Source organism: Glaciecola sp. KUL10 (assembly GCF_003203515.1).
Taxonomy (GTDB): Bacteria; Pseudomonadota; Gammaproteobacteria; order Enterobacterales; family Alteromonadaceae; genus Glaciecola.
The window spans coordinates 1-19881 of record NZ_BGNG01000004.1 but is presented as its reverse complement, the minus strand read 5'-3'; the positions used below and the strand labels follow the sequence as shown (position 1 = coordinate 19881).

Here is a 19881-nt window from a genome sequence, read left to right as displayed (position 1 = left end):
AAGAACTATAAGCCCAATAACTTTGGAATATCAGTCAGTATTTGTTGAGTATCACTAACAGGCAGCTTTCCTGGTTCATGTTTAGGTTTAAACCTTCCAACAACTTGCCCCTGAGGGTTTATCACGACAATTGATGCGCTATGGTCAACTAGATAGTTGGGATTATCAGTACTTTCACTTGTAGAATACATCATCCCCATACTTCGAACTAGCGGGAATAACTCTGCGTGAGGGCCCGTACTCGCCACAAATTCAGGGTTAAAGTAATTGATATATTCATTTAACCGTTCAGTAGTATCACGCTTGGGATCAACGGATAAAAACCAGATTTTGAGAGGTGTTTGCGTATCTAGCGACGCTAATTGAGGATACACTTTGTTAATTTCGGCTAGTGTAACTGGACAAATATCAGGGCAAAAAGTATACCCGACGAATGCCAGCGTCCATTGATTTTGAAGTGACGCATTGGTCATTTCAGCGCCCTTGTGATCCGTCAACACAAACGGGTTTAGAGCGCGAGGCTGAGGGTACCAACTCATATACTCGGTTTGTTCTTGTATAGGTTTGTTAGTATCACCGTTCATTAAATAAGCAACAAAACCGCCTATCACTATCGCCGTAAGTGCGATAAATGTCAGTAGCTTATTGTTCATATACTTATCCTCAATTTGTTACCGATTGACTATGTTGTTTATCAAAAGCGCTCGACGTTAAAGTATAATGACAAGATGTGACGCTTTAAATACATAGCAATCATTAAGCCTGATATATAAATCAAATTAAATATTTGAGACCCGCCGTTTAAATTACAAAATAGTGGTCAACTAACAACACGATAAATAATAGCATCAGGTGAATAATTGAGAACTTAAAAGTGTCCATTGCGGTGTTGGCCTCTGGCGCAAATTTGAGTTTGAGTGCGTAATACAAAAAACCGGCATTTAGTAAGCTGGATCCAACCAAATAAATCACTCCGCTCATATCAACTAGATAAGGCAAAGCACACACAAGACAAAGCAACACTGTATAAAGTAAAACACATGTCTTGGTGAACTCAACGCCGTGAGTACACGGTAACATTGGTATTTCTGCTTTGGCGTAGTCTTTCTCACGATGAATCGCAAGCGCCCAAAAATGTGGCGGCGTCCATGTAAATACGATAAGCACAAGCAGCAACGCATAGGCGTGAATTTCACCCGTTACTGCTGTCCATCCCAATAATGGCGGTGCTGCACCAGCAAGCCCACCAATCACGATATTTTGCGGCGTCGCACGCTTAAGGTAGGAAGTGTAAATTACTGCGTAGCCAACTAGGCTGGCTAAAGTCAGAACGGCCGTCAACATATTTACAAACAAAGCCAAACTGAAGAAGCCCAACACACCTAAAACAAATGCAAAGGTTAACGCTTTTTGCGGAGTGACTTTACCCTTGGCAACAGGGCGGTTGAATGTACGTGCCATCAGACTATCTATTTTGTGATCAACCACATGATTAATAACTGCTGCTGCACTTGATAAAAAACCAATGCCTATCATGCCAAAAACAAGGACTTTGGGTTCGATCCAAGTATCAGTGGCTAAACACATTCCGACTAACGCGGTAAGTAACAAGAGCATTACCACACGAGGCTTGGTAAGTTCGTAATAGTCTTTCCAAGAAGACTGAAGTACTTGGGTATTGCTAAGAGAAGCTGATTTATTCATGAGTCATTCCTTAGACATAAATTTGTATCAATATTTTCGATACATGGTGTATGTCAATAACACCATTACTAAGAGTAAACACGCGGCGACCGCGTTATGAAGTACCGCGACAGTTAACGGTAAGCTGTACACTACATTGCTAACACCTAGCGCTATTTGTGCGCCAAGTACTAACACTAGAGTAACTGTGAGTTGTTTGACCAATCCCGATGAAGATTTCTTATAAAGTGCAATGGCAAGCCAGCACAAGTATAGAAAAACAATAATTGCGCCGATACGGTGAAGCACATGCATCGTCATTCGCTCGTCGTAGCTATGAACACCAAACTCATAATTTTCTGCGGCTGGAATAGAAAAAGCGCCGGCTAAATCAAATCTAGCTGTCCAGTCACCTTGGCAAATAGGCAACTCTGTACAAGCTAGTGAAGCATAGTTAGCGGATGTCCAACCGCCTAAGGCGATTTGACCGACTAATAAAGCGATGCCAATACCACCAAATTTTGCATAATTTCTAATTTGTGAATCGCCCCCTGGGATCCTGAAGGGCGTTAGACGCAGGTACAATAAAAACAAACAGGAAAGCACTGTAAAGCCGCCAAGTAAATGTCCCATCACGACGATCGGGATTAAATTCATCGTCACTGTCCACATTCCCAGCATACCTTGGAAGCACACTAGCAATAGAATCAGAAAAGGGAGTTTAATTGGCGTGGCTTTTCTTTTTGCTTTTTTAATTAACGCGACAAAAAAGGTGACTAAAATAATAAACCCCAAGGCCGCCGCAAAGTAGCGATGAATCATTTCATTCCAAGCTTTTTCAGCCTCGACTGGTCGCTCTGGAAAAGCTGCGTTAGCGTTTGCCACTAACTCTTCAGTTTGAGGGACTAACAAATGCCCGTAGCAACCGGGCCAATCAGGGCAACCTAAGCCCGCGTCAGTTAGCCGCGTGTAAGCACCTAAAATGATGACAAAAAGTGCCAAGAAGAGGCTAAACAACACCAACTTTTTCATCTAACAAATGTCCTTGAATTGCTATCCTATGCGCGAAAGCTTTAACAACTTACGCAAATCTGCCAAAACATCTCGTCCATCCATGATTGCTTGTTCGGTGTCGGGAGTATTTGGGTATTTTAAGACAACATTGTGTAATGTATCTGTGATGAAAATAGCATCAATGCCAGTATTTTTAAACACATTATTAACACTTTCATTATCTTGATTTAACAAAATGCCAAGCTGTTTTTCTTTTATGTTTGCTAATACCGATGCGTCGCTTTCATCAGTGACCAAATATACGGCGTCGACCCTTTCCATGTGGCGTCCAACTGCTTGGCGAACTTGGCTAATAGTTAGCACTGCATTTTCACACGCTTGGTCACAAACTTCAGGTATCGTCATCATTAACTTCCAAGTGTTTTTTTCGCCTTGTTCATGTTTATCTATTTGCGTTAGCAGTGTACTTGCATCAATAGGCTGTGCCAGCAACTGTCCTCGGTTAGTCGCGCTTTTATTAAACCAATCGTTTTCGAGCGCCAGTTTGGCCAGTACAACGGGCAGCACAAACACAGTAACTAATGCAATAATGGTGAATTTGTTTTTCTTTGCTTTTGGCTTTTCTGATTCTATTTCACTGGAGATTTTGCTCATTTTAATTGTCCTTAATGACTACAGCACGGAAGAAGATGGTTTGTTAAGTTTGATAAGGCTCAACAAGTAAATAGTTAGACACGCGATTGCCAATCCAAACCATTGAATTGCGTAGCCCAAGTGTTTTTCTGGCGCCATTACAACGGGCGTCCATTCGCGCACGAAACCGCTCGCTGGATTTGGGTCTACATTGACGACAAAATCGAGAACCTCCATGTCTAACGCAATTTCAATAACAGATAGATCGATTTGTTGGAGTAATATTGGAAACTCAGTCGCGCTGGTATTAGTTTCTACGATCATCCTGTTGTCCGAAGGATACGAAACAACACCAAAGTAAAAATCGCTGGGGTCAATTTGTTGTTTGGGCAGTAAATCGCGACTACCTAGATTTTTTAACCAACCTAAGTTAAGCATCACTACGCCGCGCTCAGTCTGCAATGGGACAATTACATCGAAGCCCACTTGCCCTTGATAAATTTTGTTATCTATATAAAACAATTTATCCGTCAATAAATTTCCATTCAACTGAGCAGGGAAGTCTTGGATGGAAGTTTCAAGCGACAGTAGCTCGTCAATGGTATGAGGATGATTTTGTCTTCGCTCTTCTAACTGAGCTAGACGTATTTCTTTTTGAGCCTGCCTATCTAGTTGCCAAAGCCCAAGGCCTGTCATTGCTATTACACAGATGACAGCAATCGCCGTTGGCACTATTGGAATAATAGGAAGCTTCATGTTAGCGTTATTCTCTTAGTAAAAACCTCAGTAACACTTAATTAGAACTAATAAGGCTTATCATGTTAATCATAAAAATAATAATTGGCTTGTTGTTACTTTTTGTCGTCTACAACTTGTTTAAAGCAATGATGGTGATGCTTAAAAACGACCAAGACCAACCAATGAGTAAATTTATTGGAAGACGACTGATGGCCTCGGCCTTGGTGTTAGTGCTAATCCTGTTAGCCGTGGCGACTGGACTAATTACGCCCAACGCCAAACCTTATTAAATAATGTAGACGAAGAAAAACAAGAACAACCAAACTACATCTACAAAGTGCCAATACCAACTTCCTGCTTGAAAGGCAAAATGCTCTTTAGGTGAGAAATGCCCTTTTAATACTCTAAAGAACAGTACCATCAAAATTATTGTCCCCAATGTCACATGCATACCGTGAAAACCGGTCAATAAGAAGAAGGTATTGCCATACACACCCGATTGAAGCGTTAACTGTAAGTCGTTATAAGCGTGAACATATTCCGCACCCTGCAGATACAAAAAGATGCAACCTAAAACGATAGTCACGCCCAACATTACCGTAAGTTGTTTACGCTTTTCTTGCTCTAATCCGACATGAGCAAAGTGCAATGTGACAGACGATACAACCAGAATTAATGTGTTGATCAGTGGCAATCCGGTCCACGGCATGACTTGCGTGGTAGTGCCATCAGGTGTCGTTGTCAGCGGCCACATCGCTTCAAAAGTGGGCCACAAGACCTCATTTGTCATTGCGTTATTGCTCGATCCTCCTAACCATGGAATGGCGATGGTTCGAGCGTAGAATAAAGCACCAAAGAACGCGGCAAAAAACATGACTTCAGAAAATATAAACCAAGCCATACCTTGTCTGTAAGAACGACTTAATTGATCGCTATACAATCCGCTCATCGATTCATCTATTTGGTTTTTAAACCAACCAATAAGCATAACAAGTAATGCACAAAGACCGGCGATTAACACATATGCGCCATAGCCCTCTTTTCCTCGTGTGGCCTCAATGGTGTAGTTACCTGCACCAACCGCAATTAAAAACAACGCAACTGCGCCTACAATTGGCCATATGCTTTGCTCGGGTACATAGTATTTTTGGTATTCTGGCTGAGCCATAACTTACTCCGTTAGCTATTATTCATGGCAACATCAACAACAGGTTGCGCTTTTGCTGAAATGTCATAGAGCGTGTATTGCAATGTAAAAAATGAAATATCGTCCGGTAACTGAGGGTCGATATAAAACTTCATTGGCATCACTGCTTCTTCACCCGCTTTTAGTGGCTGATGCTGAAAGCAAAAGCACTCTGTTTTGTTCACGTACAAAGCTGCATTACCCGGCGTTACCGAGGGGATAGCTTGGGCAACAATATCTCGTCCTGCTGGGTTTCTGACATAAAACGCTACCTCTGCCATTTCACCAGGGTGTACGTCTACTCTTCTGGTTTGCGCTTCAAATTCCCAAGGCATTCCCGTATTCGTTCGGGTAATAAATTCGACCATGATAGTTCGGCTTTCATCAACGTCTACAGCCTCATATACCGCAGCTTGGTCTGAAGTTTTTCCATTGATGCCAGTTATATCGCAAAAGACATCATACAAAGGGACAAGCGCAAAACCGAAACCAAACATAACAAACACGAGTACGACTAATTTAGCCACTGTTTTGCCATGTTCAGGCTGTTGATTTTTATTTTGTGATTCCAATTGCATGTCCATTTTCTACTTAACTTACACTCAAAACTGCAGCTATTTCACGACAGGTGGCGTTTCAAAAGTGTGGTATGGTGCTGGTGAAGGAATCTCCCATTCTAGACCTTCAGCTCCGTCCCAAACTTGATCAGATACTTTTTCACCTTGATGACGACACGCCTTAATAAGCAGCGCTAAGAAAATTAATTGTGATAAACCAAATGCAAAGCCACCTACCGAAATCCATTTATTGAAATCCGCGAATTGCAAGGCATAGTCTGGAATTCTGCGTGGCATTCCTGCAAGGCCAACAAAATGCATGGGGAAGAACAGTACATTTACCGAAATGAGTGAACACCAAAAATGCCATTTAGCTAAAGTGATATCAAACATGCGGCCGGTCCATTTAGGTAGCCAATAATAGACGGCTGCCATGATTGAAAAGACAGCGCCCGTGACCAAAACATAATGGAAATGAGCCACTACAAAGTAAGTATCATGATATTGGAAATCCACCGGTGTAATCGCCAACATCAATCCTGATAGACCGCCTATTGTGAATAATACAATAAACGCAATTGCGAACATCATGGGTATCTCGAAACTAAGAGAACCTCGCCACATGGTAGCGACCCAATTAAAGACTTTTACGCCCGTTGGCACCGAAATCAGCATTGTGGCAAACATAAAGAACATCTCGGCAGCCACCGGCATGCCAGTGGTAAACATATGGTGAGCCCAAACGACAAACGAGAGTAATGCAATGGATGCAGTCGCATAAACCATTGATGCATAGCCAAACAGTTTCTTGCGCGAGAATGTGGGTACAATGGCCGAGATGATCCCAAAGGCTGGGAGGATCATGATATACACTTCGGGGTGCCCAAAGAACCAAAAGATGTGTTGGAAGAGAACGGGATCACCGCCCCCAGCCGCATCAAAGAAACTGGTGCCAAAGAATTTATCAGTCAGCACCATTGTGACTGCCCCAGCTAATACAGGCATTACTGCGATCAGTAAAAACGCTGTGATTAACCACGTCCAAACAAACAAGGGCATCTTCATATATGTCATGCCTGGCGCGCGCATATTCAAAATGGTAACAACCACATTAATTGCGCCCATTATCGATGATATACCCATGATGTGGACTGAGAAAACGAATAAAGCGGTACTATCACCACTGTAAGTGGTTGATAGAGGTGCATAGAAAGTCCAACCAAAAGCTGGGCCGCCACCTTCCATAAACAATGAAGATAAAAGAATCAAGAATGCAAAAGGTAAGATCCAAAAGCTCCAGTTATTCATTCTTGGCAACGCCATATCTGGCGCACCGATCATCATAGGCACCAGCCAGTTAGCTAAACCTGTAAAGGCCGGCATAACTGCACCGAAGACCATAATCAGCCCATGAACTGTGGTCATTTGGTTAAAGAAATTGGGTTCTACAATTTGGAGCCCTGGTTGAAATAGTTCAGCGCGAATGACCATTGCCATCGCACCACCCACTAAAAACATGATAAAAGCAAACCACAGATACAATGTACCTATGTCTTTGTGGTTAGTGGTAAACAACCAACGCGTTATGCCCTTTGGAATATGGTGCTCATGATGATCGTGCTCGTCATGAGCATCTTGAGAAATTGTGTCTGTTGAAGCGCTCATTTTCTAACTCCTTATTGTCCGTTCATCAAAGCATTAACATCTTTGGCTTGCACCATCTCGCCCGTGTTGTTTCCCCAAGCGTTGCGTTCGTAGGTAACGACAGCGGCGATTTCTGACATAGTCAATTGCTTAGAAAACGACTGCATTGATGTGCCTGCTTTACCATTAACAACGATGTCGATATGTGCTGTTATCTGGTCGCTCTTTATCGCCATTGCGCTGCCCTTCAATGCAGGGAAAACACCGGGAAGTCCTTCACCATTTGGCATGTGGCAAGCTGCACAAACTGTGTTGTATACACGCTCACCTTCGGTCATTAGTTCTTCCATGCTCATGTTCATTGCTAACAACCTTTGCTCTTCTTCTTTGGCACGTTTCGCCATTGCTTCTTGTTCGTTTATCCATGCTTTGTATTCTGCGGGCTCTTTTGCGATAACCACGACAGGCATGAACCCATGGTCTTTTCCGCATAGCTCTGCGCATTGTCCACGATAAATCCCAGGTTCATTAACTCTTGCCCAAGCTTCGTTGATGAAGCCGGGGTTCGCGTCTTTTTTAACGGCAAAATCAGGTACCCACCACGAATGAATCACGTCGTCTGAAGTGATGAGAAAGCGAACTTTTTGACCTGTTGGAATGACAAGCGGTTTGTCTACTTCTAATAAATAGTTTTCGCCTTTGTCGAATTTGTTTTTGATTTGCTCTTGTTGCGTTGCTAATACGGAAAAGTATTCAACATCATTGTCCATGTACTTATAGTGCCACTTCCATTGAGAACCAGTTACCAAAACAGTAATGTCGGCTTTACTCGCATCTTCCATTTCTAGCAAGGTCGTCGCAGCAGGCCACGCCATACCGATCAATATTAAGAATGGAACCACCGTCCAAGCGATTTCGACTTTCACATTTTCATGAAAGTTAGCAGGTTTGGCTCCCTTAGATTTGCGATGCCTAACCATGGAGTAAAACATTACGCCAAACACTAAAACGGCAATGACCACACATATCCAAAACATCAACATATGTAACCCATAAACTTCTTGGCTTATATCTGTCACGCCTGGACGCAAATTTAGGTCAGAACGCTCTGCTGCCGTGGTTGCAAATACTGCTGGACTTAACATGCACAATACGGTGCAAAGCAAAGTTGAAATCCGGTTCACTGGCAAGTCTCCTGTACTAGACTAGGGCGCTAATCTAGAAAGAAAAAAGATCAACGCATATCTAAAGTTATTATTATTTGATGTAAATCAAATGTAATGATGAAACATTTCATTAACACTTGTCTAGTGTTTGTTCGAAATTAGTTTAATTTAAGTACGAGAAAATCGTTATATGTATATAAAACATACAATTAAACCCTTGGTTTTGTATGAATGTTATTTTTGAGGTGTTGTTTTTGATAATGAAAATTAGTTTTAGAAGGGTATTGATGTACTTTAGTGATGCTTAGGCTTTTAGTTCGTAAATGAGACAAACCGGACGTTCGTGTTTTTCTGGGTTGAACGATTATTCAATAATTTGTTGAGTCCGGCTTGTACGTAAACCGGATCTTGAACGGTATCAACTAAGGATGGCAGGAAATCGTGCACAACGGACATTGACGGCTGTACAAATTCAGTTACTAAATCCAGTAGCTGAACACTAACATTTACCTAACCGCAAAGTTTAGTAAACTTCTCGGCTAATTCATCTAAGTTTTCTTTGCGGTTGGGGTCAGGTAGGATGCAATCTACTGGACGAACCGCAACACAGCTAGGCTCGTCATATCGATTAAAAGTGTAATGTTCAACTTCTCATTAATACCATTTCAATTCGCTAAGTTAACATTGAACAAAAGTGCTTTGATACGAATAAATAAATATTTACTCGTAGTTTCGTACTAAGCTTATTTTTTTAAGACATTTTTGGTGGAGCGTTTTTCCTGTGCGAGTAGTCACTTCGTCTTTTTAATCCTAAAAAACATAGAAGCAATGCTAAAAGTGACACAGCTGGAGCGTTTAATTCTTCGATTCTACCTGCTGTAACAAATGCAATGTTATTCTGATAATCGACTGATAAAATCTCGCCTATTACCCCGCCGCCGCTTGCTGCGGCAATTCGCTGATTCATGATATCGTTTCCTCGGTCCCCGCCATACAGATTAGAAAACAAGCCTTTGTCGGTAAGGGTGATCGTCCTTCCGTTATCGAACCTCCCATGATCAAGTACGTCGGACACAGTAATGTTTTCTACACTTTGAAAATAACCGGCCGCACTCGCAGCACTGGAAACGTTGGTCTCGTTGACAACGAAAAAATCGGATGCCGTTTGTATCCAGATATCCCTTCTGTAATCGCCGAAGAAATCTAACGCTTGTTGTCCCTGAGTCCTTGATAGAAAAGTGTTGTTGGCATTACTAGAGCCATTTGTGTAGTAGGTCTCATTAGCAATCACATGATACGTACCCAATAGGGTTCTATGATAGTCAACAACGTCGGCCGAATCTGAAATGCCCAAAAAGTTTAAAAACGAATCGACGTTACCTACATTAAAATTCTGGTCAATTTGAAGTACTTCTGTTCCAGCACGGATCCACATTAATTGGTTTGTGGTCCAAGTAGAGAAGATTTCAGTAGCTTGACCTCCTGCCGAAGCATTAGAAATTCTTTGATTCAATGCCGTTGCCTCAGAACCGTTTGTAAACAATCCATTGTTAGTCAATGCAAAGTAACGGCCATTTCCCATGTGGTGAAAGTCTCTTACCGAGCTTATGTCGCTGTTTTGGGTAATGCTCGACACAAAGCTATTTACATTGCTTACGTTCATATTGGCGTCGATGCGTAATACATCGGTTTGTATGAACGCAGCGTTTGAATAGATACTCCAAACAAACGACAGCAAAACTAAACAGGATTTAACAAATTTAATGACGATTTTTATTTTCATAGTCACTCGGTCCGTAAAAAAATATTGCTTATGTGTTTACGTGTGTCAAATATGCCCCGTTTCTCTCACCCAATTTTAATCAAAACGATGACGAATGGAGTAGCCTAATTGCGTTGCTTGAATTTCACTCGCCAGAGAAAGCTCTTTCTAAAATAGCATTGGTAAAGTTTTTACGGAGATAAAAGCCACGTGGGCACGTTTGTATGATTTGGCCAGCTTCTCCAATCGCATTTGTTAACTGTGAGCATTTTGTAAAAACAAAGTGGAGTTAGTGAGACAAAGCGGAAATTGCGGCTTAGAAAAGTGCTGGACCTATGAGTTGGAGCGTTTTAAGGATACTACACCCCATAATCTTCTACGAAGAAACGTCATTCCCAACTCGAGTTTACATATATCTGGTTGGTTAATCATAAAGACACCTGCATGGAGACTTAAGCCTGCCACTTTTGCGACACAGCCTAACTCAAAGTCCTACTCTGCTGTATGTGCGATGGTTTGCATGATATAAACCCTTCGTCATTTCCGTCCCCATTCTTTTCCACCCATTTCTACTAACCGAGACGCAACTCGTCTAAAGGAAAAGGCGAGATCATTGGCGGACGAAAATTGTGCCAGTGACACACCAATTCGACCCGTCGCTGACCACTCATAGTATTCTCCCGCTTTGGTGCGAATCATGGTCGTTGCAAAGGAACTCGAGTTCCCTCCCTTTTCACTGACAACTAATTCTCCGTCGCCGTCACTGCTTTCGACCTGCGCTTCAAAATCAATAAACAATTCGTCGAGCGGGACTTGTGCTGCCAGCACCAAGCGGGTGCGAGCTTCATAACACGCATCAATGAGGGTCACGAACCGTCGCGCTTCGTTGAGATGGTTGGCGTCCAGTTGGGGAACGCGCTCTATGATGATGACCGGAAATCGGCAGCAGAGGGAAATATAATCCGCCGCCCCGAGCGGTTGGTAGCACAACTCTGAAAAGTCAAACCAAGCGCACCGCTCATTCAATCGGGCGACCTTGACGGTGCGACCAAAGAGGACAGGAATGATCTCGGCCTCAGTTCCGGATTCAATACCACCAAATATTTTTTCCAACTGCGGCTGCATGTTATTGTTGATATCATTATCATCATGAATTTCATTGTGTGACCAAAAATAGGACTGGCCACCCGCTCGAGTTTCGAGTCGATAATCTACACTGGAATCCTCCATTGAAATAATGTCGAACCTTTGATTCAGGATGTCGATGAATGGCAAAAAGAGGGAGCCGACGAGTTACACGATGTTGTGCTGCCATATTCTTCATCACCGCCTTCATCATGGACTTAGTGAGTTGTCAACATGGTGGTATGGTACGCTTGATTTCTGTATGGGTATCAAATGAATTTGTAATAGAGACTCAAGTTTCGGAATTGAACTTGTACAATTTAGGTATAACTGTTTGAATAATATAACTGCCTGAGCGGTCTTATTCAGTCCGCTCAGGCATACACACTTAGCTTAATCTACATCCAATCTGAATTGCGAATCACACCAACTGCAATCCCTTCAATATTAAAAAATTGAGAAGCAAGGTCGACTTTTATTGTGTTAAAAGATTCATTTTCAGCATGAAGCATCACTTCACTCCCGCGTTTTTCAAAACGCTTAACAGTGACATCTTCGTCTACTCGAGCAACGACAACTTGCCCATTCTGCACACTTGTCGTTTTATGAACTGCTAACAAGTCTCCATCCATTATACCAATGTCTTTCATACTCATACCGCTGACCTTGAGAAGAAAGTCTGCGTGGGGCTTAAACAAGTCAGGGTCGACTTTATAATGACACTCAACATGCTCAGTCGCTAAAATAGGTTCACCAGCAGCCACTCTTCCTATAAGCGGTAAACCCTCTTCAACTTCATCCTCTAAAGCGCAGTTGAGTTTTATCCCTCTAGAGGTACCCGGAATAATATCAATGACACCTTTTTTAGCGAGTGCTTTTAAGTGCTCCTCAGCAGCATTAGCTGAGCGGAATCCTAGCTGCCTGGCAATTTCTGCACGGGTAGGTGGCATTCCTGTTTCAATCATCGTGGATTTAATCAGGTTTAAAACTTCTTCTTGGCGCGGAGTTAATGGACGCATAAACAGCCTGTTTTTCTATACAGTTACATGTGATTATATACAGCATCTTGCAAAGCGCAACACACAAATCAATGATTTACACATAAATTGTTACGCTAGGGTTGCTGACTAATGGGTGATTAATGCTATGATCATCAAGTTTTTATTTGTTAATAAGGGTCTTGTGATGCGCATTCGTGCATTCTTCCGTCAAGTTTTTGCTTTTCCAGTAAGATGGCTTATTTCGGTTAAGAGTATACCGGCTAATATTGAAACCGAGCTTGGAGTTGAAAAGTCCAAGCCCATACTCTATCTCGTCCAAACAGCTTCATTTACGGATCAAGTTGCACTGAGGTTATCTACAAAAAGCCTGGGGTTGCCGGATCCACAAAGTAGTGTTGAGTTTCTAGGCGCAGAACACAAACGCACTTATTTTCTAAACCGTCCGCAAACGCTCTTTACCCGCAAAGTAAAGAAAACATCTATTGAAGATACGTTCACGCAGTTGTTTCACATTCATCGTGAAAATCCTGAGTTAGACCTTCAAGTTATACCAGTTTTTATTAGCTGGGGACGAGCTGCTGGCAATGATAAGCCTTCAGGCTTTGCGCAACTGCTCGCTGATCGCGCATCACCTAGTTGGCTTCGAAAGCTCTTCATCGTGTTATTTTTAGGCCGTGATAATTTTGTTAGCTACAGTAAAGCCGTTTCCACTCAACAAATGTCCCAACTTCATGGGTCGGATAAAAAGATTGCACAAAAACTTGTCAGGGTTGCGAGCACTCACTTCCAACGTAAGCGCCAAACATTAACTGGGCCAATGCTTCTTGAACGTGTCACGTTGCGAAACTCTTTACTAGGTTCAGATGCGGTCAAAGCAGCTATGCTAGAAGAGAGCCGACAAAAATCCATTAGTGCAGACGAAGCAAAGAAAAGAGCAGTTGGTTATATTAATGAAATAGCAGCAGATTATCGCGAAGGCCTTATACGAATCGGTGACCGTTTACTGGGTCGAATTTGGAACAAAATCTACAATGGAATTAATGTCGGTCACTCACACCGGATTAGAGAGCTTGCTCAAAATGGGCATGAGATTATCTATGTTCCGTGTCACCGTTCGCATATGGATTATTTACTACTTACCTATGTCATTTATCACGAAGGGTTAGTGACACCGCATATTGCAGCCGGCATTAACCTTAATTTTTGGCCCATCGGAAAAGTCTTCAGAAGAGGTGGAGCTTTCTTTTTGCGTCGCTCATTCGCCGGAAACAAACTATATACAGCGGTGTTTAGAGAATATTTAGAATTACTTTTTAATAAAGGTTACTCAGTCAAATACTACCCAGAGGGAGGCAGAAGCCGAACGGGCCGTTTGCTTCCTCCTAAAACAGGTATGCTAGCGATGACTTTACAAGCGGCGCTCAAAGGTATCAACAGACCTGTATCGATTGTGCCTGTCTATTTAGGCTACGAGCATGTTATGGAAGTTAAGAGTTATCAAAAGGAACTAAAAGGAAAAGGGAAAAAGAAGGAGTCTCCTGCTCAAGTATTTTCTGCTATCCGCAAGCTAAAAAACTACGGTCATGGCTTTGTGAATTTTGGCGAACCCTTGCAGATCAACCAATTTTTGGATGAACACGTTGAAAATTGGCGTGACACTGATACCAATGATGATAAAAAACCATCGTGGCTAACACCTGCTGTTAATCAACTAGCAGATACAGTAATGACTAGAATTAACCGCGCAGCAGCATTAAACGGTACAGCGTTAGTGTCTTTATGCCTTCTGTCTTCAAAAACTCAGATTATGAGTGAAACTGAGTTAGTAAATGCACTTGATGACTATTTAAGCCTGTTGCGAGAAGCGCCCTACAGTGAGGATTCAACTATACCTGATGAAGATACTCAAACGCTGGTCAATACCACACTTGCGCTCAAACGTTTTGAGCAAAGTGTCGATGATTACGGTCGCATGGTAGCGACCAAACCTGATAATGCAGTGATGCTCACCTACTATCGAAATAATATTATTCACTTGTTTGCACTCCCTAGCTTGATCGCTGCGTTAGTGTTTTCAAAAAAGAAAGTAGAAAAGTCAGATATATTAGAAACGGTTCAGCGGCTGTATCCCTTACTTAAGAAAGAATCATTTATGCACTTCAGCGTAGATGAGGCAATTGCTTACACAGAGAAACTAATATCTTCCATGAAGTCAAAGGGTATGCTTTTGCAAGCCGGTAAAATGCTGACAACACCTGAACCTAAACAAAAGCAGTTCTATTCAGTTTGGTTGCTTAGCCGTGTGATGCAAGAAACTTGGCAGCGCTACGCAGTCGTACTTCGCGTGCTTGAAATGCATAAATCATTAGGTCGCTCGCAGTTGGAAAAACAAAGTACGATTATCGCTGAAAGACTTTCAAGCCTGTATGGCATGAGTTCGCCTGAGTTTTACGACAAAAATGTGCTTGGTACATTTGTGAATGCACTACGCGAGAATAAATTACTCACCACCTTAGATGATGGGACGCTTGAGTTTTCTGAAGATAGTATGGCGCTGAAAGAGGTAATTACGCCGCTGGTGTGGCCTGAAATTGTTCAGCATTTGGAGAAGATTGAGAAATAGGTTTTATTCTCTGGGTGTTATAACGGCAAGAGCATCGTCATACCAGCGTCGGCTTGTATCTGCTTGACCTGCCTCGCTGTTGATTAAACCATGAGGGTGTATTGAGGAAATCTCCGCTGATGCGGAGATGACGTGACAATTTGGAGATGACCTGAGATTCAATCAGACGCTAAGAAAAACTCGTAAGCTGGGTTATCTATGTGTTCTTTTACGTTAAATCCAAGATTACTCACATGCTCTTCAAATAATGCTTTTTGCGATTCAGGAATATCGAATCCACTTAAGACCATGCCTTCCGCCGCACCATGATTACGGTAGTGGAATAGCGTAATATTGAAGTCTTCACCTAAATTATTCAAGAAATGCATCAGCGCGCCAGGGTACTCTGGGAATTCAAACGAAAATAAACGCTCATTGAGTTGCTTGTGTGGCTTACCGCCCACCATGTAACGCAAATGAAGCTTAGCAACTTCGTTTTCTGACATATCGCAGCAGGTATAACCATTGTCTTGCAACTTGGCCATTAAACTTTCGAATTCACTGCGACCTCGCTTAAGCTTGACACCGACATAAACATGCGCTTGATTTTCATTGGCATAGCGATAGTTAAACTCGGTAATCGTTATTCCGCCGAGCAAACCACAAAATGTTTTAAATGAACCTTGAGTTTCTGGAATTTTAACTGCAAAAATAGCTTCTTTTTGCTCACCTAGCTCGCAGCGTTCTGACACATAGCGCAGTGTATGAAAGTTAATATTCGCACCACATAGCACGCCAGCCAATTTTTTATCTGATAGCTTATGCTGTTTTGAATACTTTCTAATAGCTGCAACAGATAGAGCACCTGCTGGTTCGGCAATGACTCTTGTGTCATCAAAAATATCTTTGATAGCCGTGCATATTTCGTCGTTACTCACAGTCATGAATTCATCAACATGCAGCTGACACAGTCTAAACGGTTCTTCGCCTATCGTTTTAACTGCGACACCGTCAGCAAAAATCCCCACGCTAGGTAGTGTGACTCGTTTACCCGCTTTGTCAGCTTCAAGTAAACAAGCTGATTCTTCTGATTCCACCGCGATGATCTTAATGTCGGGTCGAATCTGCTTGATATAAACCGCCATACCTGCGATCAACCCACCACCGCCAACCGCAATAAATACGTATTCTAAATCTGGGTTTTGCTCTAGTAACTCTTTTGCAATCGTGCCTTGTCCGGCGATCACGTCTGGATGATCAAACGGAGGGATCATCGAATAACCATGCTGTTCACAAAGCTCGGCTGCCATTGCGCTTGCTTGGTCGAAACTGGTGCCATGCTGAACAACACTGACGTTACTGCCACCAAAGCGCTTAACAGCAGCAACTTTGATCTCTGGCGTCGTTTCAGGCATGACAATCGTTGCTTTTATATTTAAGGCTTTTGCTGCATAAGCAACGCCCTGAGCATGATTACCAGCAGACGCTGCGATGACACCTCGCATTTTCTGTTCGCTCGATAGCTGACGAATACAGTTATAAGCCCCCCGCAGTTTGAACGATTTAACCGCTTGCTGATCTTCTCGCTTTAAGTAAATACTATTGCCCAAAGACAATGACAAACTCGGCATGTAGTTTAACTCAGAATTGACTGCTGCCTCGTAAACAGGCGCAGTCAAAATCTTAGTTAGGTACTGGTAATCTGAAACACTCATTAATAGTCAATCTTAGATGGGTCGCGCACCGCACCTTTATCGGCACTGGTTGCTAACATGGCGAACACTTTCAATGACGTACTGACTTCGCGCACGCGATCTTTTGGCTTCCATGGCTTGGCTGAGTTTTGCATCGCGTCTCTTCGCTTTGCCATTTCTTCATCAGAAATCATTAAATTCATGCTGCGGTTTGGAATATCAATGGCAATCGTGTCACCATTTTCGACTAAGGCTAAGCCGCCGCCAGAAGCTGCTTCTGGCGAGCAATGGCCGATTGAAAGACCTGAGGTTCCTCCAGAGAATCGTCCGTCAGTGATCAATGCACACTCTTTCCCTAAACCCTTTGATTTAAGATACGAGGTTGGGTAAAGCATTTCTTGCATGCCTGGTCCACCCTTTGGTCCTTCGTAGCGAATAACCACAACTTCCCCTGCTTTAACCTCATCTTCCAAAATACCTTTTACGGCATCATCTTGGCTTTCATAAACACGCGCTGGACCAGTAAATACATGGATAGATTCATCGACACCGGCTGTTTTAACGATGCAGCCATCTTCAGCAAGGTTTCCAAATAACACTGCCAGCCCACCTTCTTGGCTGTATGCATGCTCGACACTTCTAATACAACCCTTTTCCCGGTCTGTATCAGCCGTTGGATAACGACAGTCTTGGCTAAATGCCTTAGTCGTGCGAATACCTGCAGGGCCTGCGCGATAGAAAAACTCGGCGTCTTCATTGTTGCCAGAAGTAATGTCCCACTCACCAATCACTTCGCCCATGGTTTTGCCAAGCACATGAGGGTTGTCTGCATGCAATAAACCCGCTTTGTTTAGCTCATTTAAGATCCCCATTACACCACCTGCTCGGTGAACATCTTCCATGTGATATTGCGGCGTTGCCGGAGCAACTTTGCTTAAATGCGGTACTTTACGAGACAATCTATCGATATCAGCCATAGTGAATTCAACTTCACCTTCGATAGCGGCTGCTAATAGATGTAAGATGGTGTTAGTTGAGCCGCCCATTGCAATATCAAGGCTCATTGCATTTTCAAAGGCATTAAAGTTAGCAATGTTGCGCGGAAGGGCTGATGCATCATCGTGTTTATACCAACGCTCGCACAATTGCACAATTTCTTGTCCCGCGCGTTTAAACAACTGTTCGCGATCGGCATGCGTTGCCAACATCGAACCGTTACCCGGTAACGATAAGCCCAAGGCTTCAGTTAAACAGTTCATCGAATTGGCGGTAAACATGCCCGAACAAGAACCGCAGGTTGGGCAAGCTGACTTTTCAATTTCGCTGGTGTCCTCATCAGACACATTTTCATCCGCTGCCGCGACCATTGCATCAACAAGATCGAGTTTTATAATTTGATCAGAAAGCTTCGTTTTGCCCGCTTCCATTGGACCGCCAGAAACAAACACAACCGGAATGTTCAAACGCATCGCTGCCATTAGCATGCCTGGAGTGATCTTGTCGCAGTTTGAGATACACACCAATGCATCTGCACAATGCGCATTTGCCATATATTCAACTGCATCAGCAATAATTTCGCGTGATGGCAAGCTGTAAAGCATCCCGCTGTGTCCCATTGCAATGCCGTCATCGACCGCAATCGTGTTGAATTCTTTTGCAACACCACCAGCGGCTTCAATGCTTCTTGCAACCAATTGTCCCATGTCTTTTAAATGTACATGACCAGGAACAAATTGAGTAAATGAGTTAGCGACCGCAACTATCGGTTTGTGAAAGTCATTGTCGGTCATGCCTGTTGCGCGCCATAAAGCACGGGCACCTGCCATATTGCGGCCTTGGGTCGTAGTAGCGGAACGTAATTTTGGCATCTGAATCTCCTGATTCATTTTAATAATCGAGCTTTATCTTTAACTCGATATATAACTGAGAACATATGAGGGGCGTTTAATTATAAGCAATGCTTTTAAACCACGCATTAAAACGCAAAAAACCCTCATTTAGAGGGTTTAGGAATACATATACCTGCGCCCTCGCGAAAGCCATTTCATACTAGATGTTATTTATTTTACTTAACATTCGTATAAGGCTGCGAAGATGCTCTTTGAAATCTGATTGTCGTCACACGCGATAATGTGCCTGATTTAGCAGCGTTAAGCAATAGAAAGTGGCATCTATGTGAACGAAATTTGATTCATTTAGGATAAAAATGCTTTTAGGGAGGCGGAAAAGCAGAAGGCATATTTTGAAAGCAAGTAAATGAAACCCCTTTCAAGCCATTGGATAAACTTTAAAAGGGGCTTCATTAATCTAAAAATTTTAAAAGAAGCTACCAACTCAAAACATAGGATTTGCTTTGTAATTAAGTATCAACTCTCATTTTGCTTGTTCTATATTTTTTGATTGACCTACCAATCACACAACCTACACCAAATGATGGAAGATGAATAATAAGTATCATTAACAACAAAACTAAATCTAGAGAAAATGAGTCTAACTCTTTACGTCCAGCGGGTGGTTCAAACGTAATAATTGCTAAAAACATTTGGAACGCCAACATTCCAATCGTTATTAAAACCAATTTCCTAAAGCTTATACCGGTTGAATTTGACTCTATGAGTCGAAATATAAGACCTGACAAAACCCCCACTAAAATTGTCATAACTACTGGATTAAACCCTATTATCATTAAGTACATATCCTTCTAACTGTATAATCATTACAACCTCCAACAGTGCAAACGGACCATCTTTCATTAACAGTATTTTTGGCTTTTTCAGCAACTAGTTCAAAAAGAGCAATCTCAGAACTTTTGTTCAGAGCAATCGTCGCTATTGCGGATACTCCTGAACCGTCGGGTGGAACAGTGTACTGCATTTTTTCTGCTTCAAAACTGTTCAAATAAATCAAATAGGTTTCGTTGTGACTTAGCCTTAGACAAGTCTTTAGATCTTTGAAAGATGGACAAGTTTTTATATTTAAACTTGATAATGATCTATTTAGTGTAATCACTCGCTTGAGAATTGGGCTTTCCTATAACGCTCTATAATCTCGCCGATAGGCAGCAACTCGGCTTAAG

At 42.4% G+C, this 19881-nt stretch carries 17 protein-coding genes and 1 pseudogene; 2 read left to right on the top strand and 16 right to left on the bottom strand.

Features of this window, described 5'->3' with window-relative positions; genetic code table 11:
* Nucleotides 1–5: 5 nt before the first annotated feature.
* The 5 genes from KUL10_RS08205 to KUL10_RS08185 form a co-directional block, all read right to left on the bottom strand.
* Nucleotides 6–653 (bottom strand): SCO family protein, encoded by a 648-nt coding sequence (locus tag KUL10_RS08205; RefSeq protein ID WP_110428446.1) that lies wholly within the window; start codon nucleotides 651–653, stop codon nucleotides 6–8.
* 148 nt (nucleotides 654–801) lie between these two features.
* Nucleotides 802–1704, bottom strand: coding sequence for a heme o synthase (gene cyoE, locus KUL10_RS08200; RefSeq protein ID WP_110428445.1), 903 nt, complete (start codon nucleotides 1702–1704; stop codon nucleotides 802–804).
* Nucleotides 1705–1731: 27 nt separating this feature from the next.
* Nucleotides 1732–2715, bottom strand: a complete 984-nt coding sequence (locus tag KUL10_RS08195; RefSeq protein ID WP_110428444.1) for a heme A synthase — start codon at nucleotides 2713–2715, stop codon at nucleotides 1732–1734.
* A 21-nt stretch (nucleotides 2716–2736) separates the two neighbouring features.
* On the bottom strand, nucleotides 2737–3351 hold the full coding sequence (locus KUL10_RS08190; RefSeq protein WP_110428443.1) for a hypothetical protein: 615 nt from the start codon (nucleotides 3349–3351) through the stop codon (nucleotides 2737–2739).
* Between the two features lie 18 nt (nucleotides 3352–3369).
* A complete protein-coding gene (locus KUL10_RS08185) occupies nucleotides 3370–4086 on the bottom strand; it encodes an SURF1 family protein (protein WP_233499755.1) in 717 nt (238 codons plus the stop codon).
* A gap of 62 nt (nucleotides 4087–4148) precedes the next feature.
* Between KUL10_RS08185 and KUL10_RS08180 the strand changes: the two genes are divergently transcribed.
* Nucleotides 4149–4358 (top strand): DUF2909 family protein, encoded by a 210-nt coding sequence (locus KUL10_RS08180; RefSeq protein ID WP_110428442.1) that lies wholly within the window; start codon nucleotides 4149–4151, stop codon nucleotides 4356–4358.
* On the opposite strand, the gene KUL10_RS08175 is transcribed toward KUL10_RS08180, so the two are convergent.
* The 8 genes and pseudogenes from KUL10_RS08175 to lexA all read right to left on the bottom strand — a co-directional run bounded on the left by KUL10_RS08175 (nucleotide 4355) and on the right by lexA (nucleotide 12527).
* Nucleotides 4355–5236: a cytochrome c oxidase subunit 3 gene (locus KUL10_RS08175; RefSeq protein WP_110428441.1), complete on the bottom strand. Its 882-nt coding sequence runs from the start codon at nucleotides 5234–5236 to the stop codon at nucleotides 4355–4357. The genes KUL10_RS08180 and KUL10_RS08175 overlap by 4 nt on opposite strands.
* Nucleotides 5237–5247: 11 nt before the next feature.
* A complete protein-coding gene (locus tag KUL10_RS08170) occupies nucleotides 5248–5838 on the bottom strand; it encodes a cytochrome c oxidase assembly protein (RefSeq protein ID WP_110428440.1) in 591 nt (196 codons plus the stop codon).
* A gap of 30 nt (nucleotides 5839–5868) precedes the next feature.
* Nucleotides 5869–7476: a cytochrome c oxidase subunit I gene (gene ctaD, locus KUL10_RS08165; RefSeq protein ID WP_110428439.1), complete on the bottom strand. Its 1608-nt coding sequence runs from the start codon at nucleotides 7474–7476 to the stop codon at nucleotides 5869–5871.
* A gap of 11 nt (nucleotides 7477–7487) precedes the next feature.
* The gene (gene coxB / locus KUL10_RS08160; protein WP_199509212.1) at nucleotides 7488–8600 is read right to left on the bottom strand and encodes a cytochrome c oxidase subunit II; all 1113 of its coding nucleotides are present in this window, start codon (nucleotides 8598–8600) and stop codon (nucleotides 7488–7490) included.
* Nucleotides 8601–9372: 772 nt separating this feature from the next.
* A complete protein-coding gene (locus KUL10_RS08150) occupies nucleotides 9373–10404 on the bottom strand; it encodes a hypothetical protein (protein ID WP_110428437.1) in 1032 nt (343 codons plus the stop codon).
* 124 nt (nucleotides 10405–10528) lie between these two features.
* A pseudogene (locus KUL10_RS18805) lies at nucleotides 10529–10648 on the bottom strand (DNA mismatch repair endonuclease MutH); the annotation flags it as partial.
* Between the two features lie 272 nt (nucleotides 10649–10920).
* Nucleotides 10921–11658, bottom strand: a complete 738-nt coding sequence (zapE, locus tag KUL10_RS08140) for an AFG1/ZapE family ATPase (RefSeq protein WP_233499754.1) — start codon at nucleotides 11656–11658, stop codon at nucleotides 10921–10923.
* Nucleotides 11659–11906: 248 nt separating this feature from the next.
* Nucleotides 11907–12527, bottom strand: coding sequence for a transcriptional repressor LexA (lexA, locus tag KUL10_RS08135; RefSeq protein ID WP_110428436.1), 621 nt, complete (start codon nucleotides 12525–12527; stop codon nucleotides 11907–11909).
* A 163-nt stretch (nucleotides 12528–12690) separates the two neighbouring features.
* Between lexA and plsB the strand changes: the two genes are divergently transcribed.
* Nucleotides 12691–15132, top strand: a complete 2442-nt coding sequence (plsB, locus tag KUL10_RS08130) for a glycerol-3-phosphate 1-O-acyltransferase PlsB (RefSeq protein ID WP_373415182.1) — start codon at nucleotides 12691–12693, stop codon at nucleotides 15130–15132.
* A gap of 158 nt (nucleotides 15133–15290) precedes the next feature.
* Here the strand turns inward: plsB and ilvA are convergent, their stop codons facing one another.
* The 3 genes from ilvA to KUL10_RS08115 all read right to left on the bottom strand — a co-directional run bounded on the left by ilvA (nucleotide 15291) and on the right by KUL10_RS08115 (nucleotide 19491).
* On the bottom strand, nucleotides 15291–16826 hold the full coding sequence (gene ilvA / locus KUL10_RS08125; RefSeq protein ID WP_110428435.1) for a threonine ammonia-lyase, biosynthetic: 1536 nt from the start codon (nucleotides 16824–16826) through the stop codon (nucleotides 15291–15293).
* A complete protein-coding gene (gene ilvD / locus KUL10_RS08120) occupies nucleotides 16826–18673 on the bottom strand; it encodes a dihydroxy-acid dehydratase (RefSeq protein WP_110428434.1) in 1848 nt (615 codons plus the stop codon). The genes ilvA and ilvD overlap by 1 nt, the downstream gene beginning before the upstream one ends.
* A 491-nt stretch (nucleotides 18674–19164) precedes the next feature.
* The gene (locus KUL10_RS08115) at nucleotides 19165–19491 is read right to left on the bottom strand and encodes a hypothetical protein (protein WP_110428433.1); all 327 of its coding nucleotides are present in this window, start codon (nucleotides 19489–19491) and stop codon (nucleotides 19165–19167) included.
* Nucleotides 19492–19881 lie beyond the last annotated feature (390 nt).

What these genes read in the sequence shown, in the direction of transcription:
- lexA (WP_110428436.1), bottom strand. Translation starts at nt 12,527, where the DNA reads ATGCGTCCATTAACTCCGCGCCAAGAAGAAGTTTTAAACCTGATTAAA.
- KUL10_RS08190 (WP_110428443.1), bottom strand. Translation starts at nt 3,351, where the DNA reads ATGAGCAAAATCTCCAGTGAAATAGAATCAGAAAAGCCAAAAGCAAAG.
- KUL10_RS08195 (WP_110428444.1), bottom strand. Translation starts at nt 2,715, where the DNA reads ATGAAAAAGTTGGTGTTGTTTAGCCTCTTCTTGGCACTTTTTGTCATC.
- KUL10_RS08170 (WP_110428440.1), bottom strand. Translation starts at nt 5,838, where the DNA reads ATGGACATGCAATTGGAATCACAAAATAAAAATCAACAGCCTGAACAT.
- KUL10_RS08115 (WP_110428433.1), bottom strand. Translation starts at nt 19,491, where the DNA reads ATGATAATAGGGTTTAATCCAGTAGTTATGACAATTTTAGTGGGGGTT.
- coxB (WP_199509212.1), bottom strand. Translation starts at nt 8,600, where the DNA reads ATGTTAAGTCCAGCAGTATTTGCAACCACGGCAGCAGAGCGTTCTGAC.
- ctaD (WP_110428439.1), bottom strand. Translation starts at nt 7,476, where the DNA reads ATGAGCGCTTCAACAGACACAATTTCTCAAGATGCTCATGACGAGCAC.
- KUL10_RS08185 (WP_233499755.1), bottom strand. Translation starts at nt 4,086, where the DNA reads ATGAAGCTTCCTATTATTCCAATAGTGCCAACGGCGATTGCTGTCATC.
- KUL10_RS08175 (WP_110428441.1), bottom strand. Translation starts at nt 5,236, where the DNA reads ATGGCTCAGCCAGAATACCAAAAATACTATGTACCCGAGCAAAGCATA.
- KUL10_RS08205 (WP_110428446.1), bottom strand. Translation starts at nt 653, where the DNA reads ATGAACAATAAGCTACTGACATTTATCGCACTTACGGCGATAGTGATA.
- ilvD (WP_110428434.1), bottom strand. Translation starts at nt 18,673, where the DNA reads ATGCCAAAATTACGTTCCGCTACTACGACCCAAGGCCGCAATATGGCA.
- KUL10_RS08180 (WP_110428442.1), top strand. Translation starts at nt 4,149, where the DNA reads ATGTTAATCATAAAAATAATAATTGGCTTGTTGTTACTTTTTGTCGTC.
- ilvA (WP_110428435.1), bottom strand. Translation starts at nt 16,826, where the DNA reads ATGAGTGTTTCAGATTACCAGTACCTAACTAAGATTTTGACTGCGCCT.
- cyoE (WP_110428445.1), bottom strand. Translation starts at nt 1,704, where the DNA reads ATGAATAAATCAGCTTCTCTTAGCAATACCCAAGTACTTCAGTCTTCT.
- KUL10_RS08150 (WP_110428437.1), bottom strand. Translation starts at nt 10,404, where the DNA reads ATGAAAATAAAAATCGTCATTAAATTTGTTAAATCCTGTTTAGTTTTG.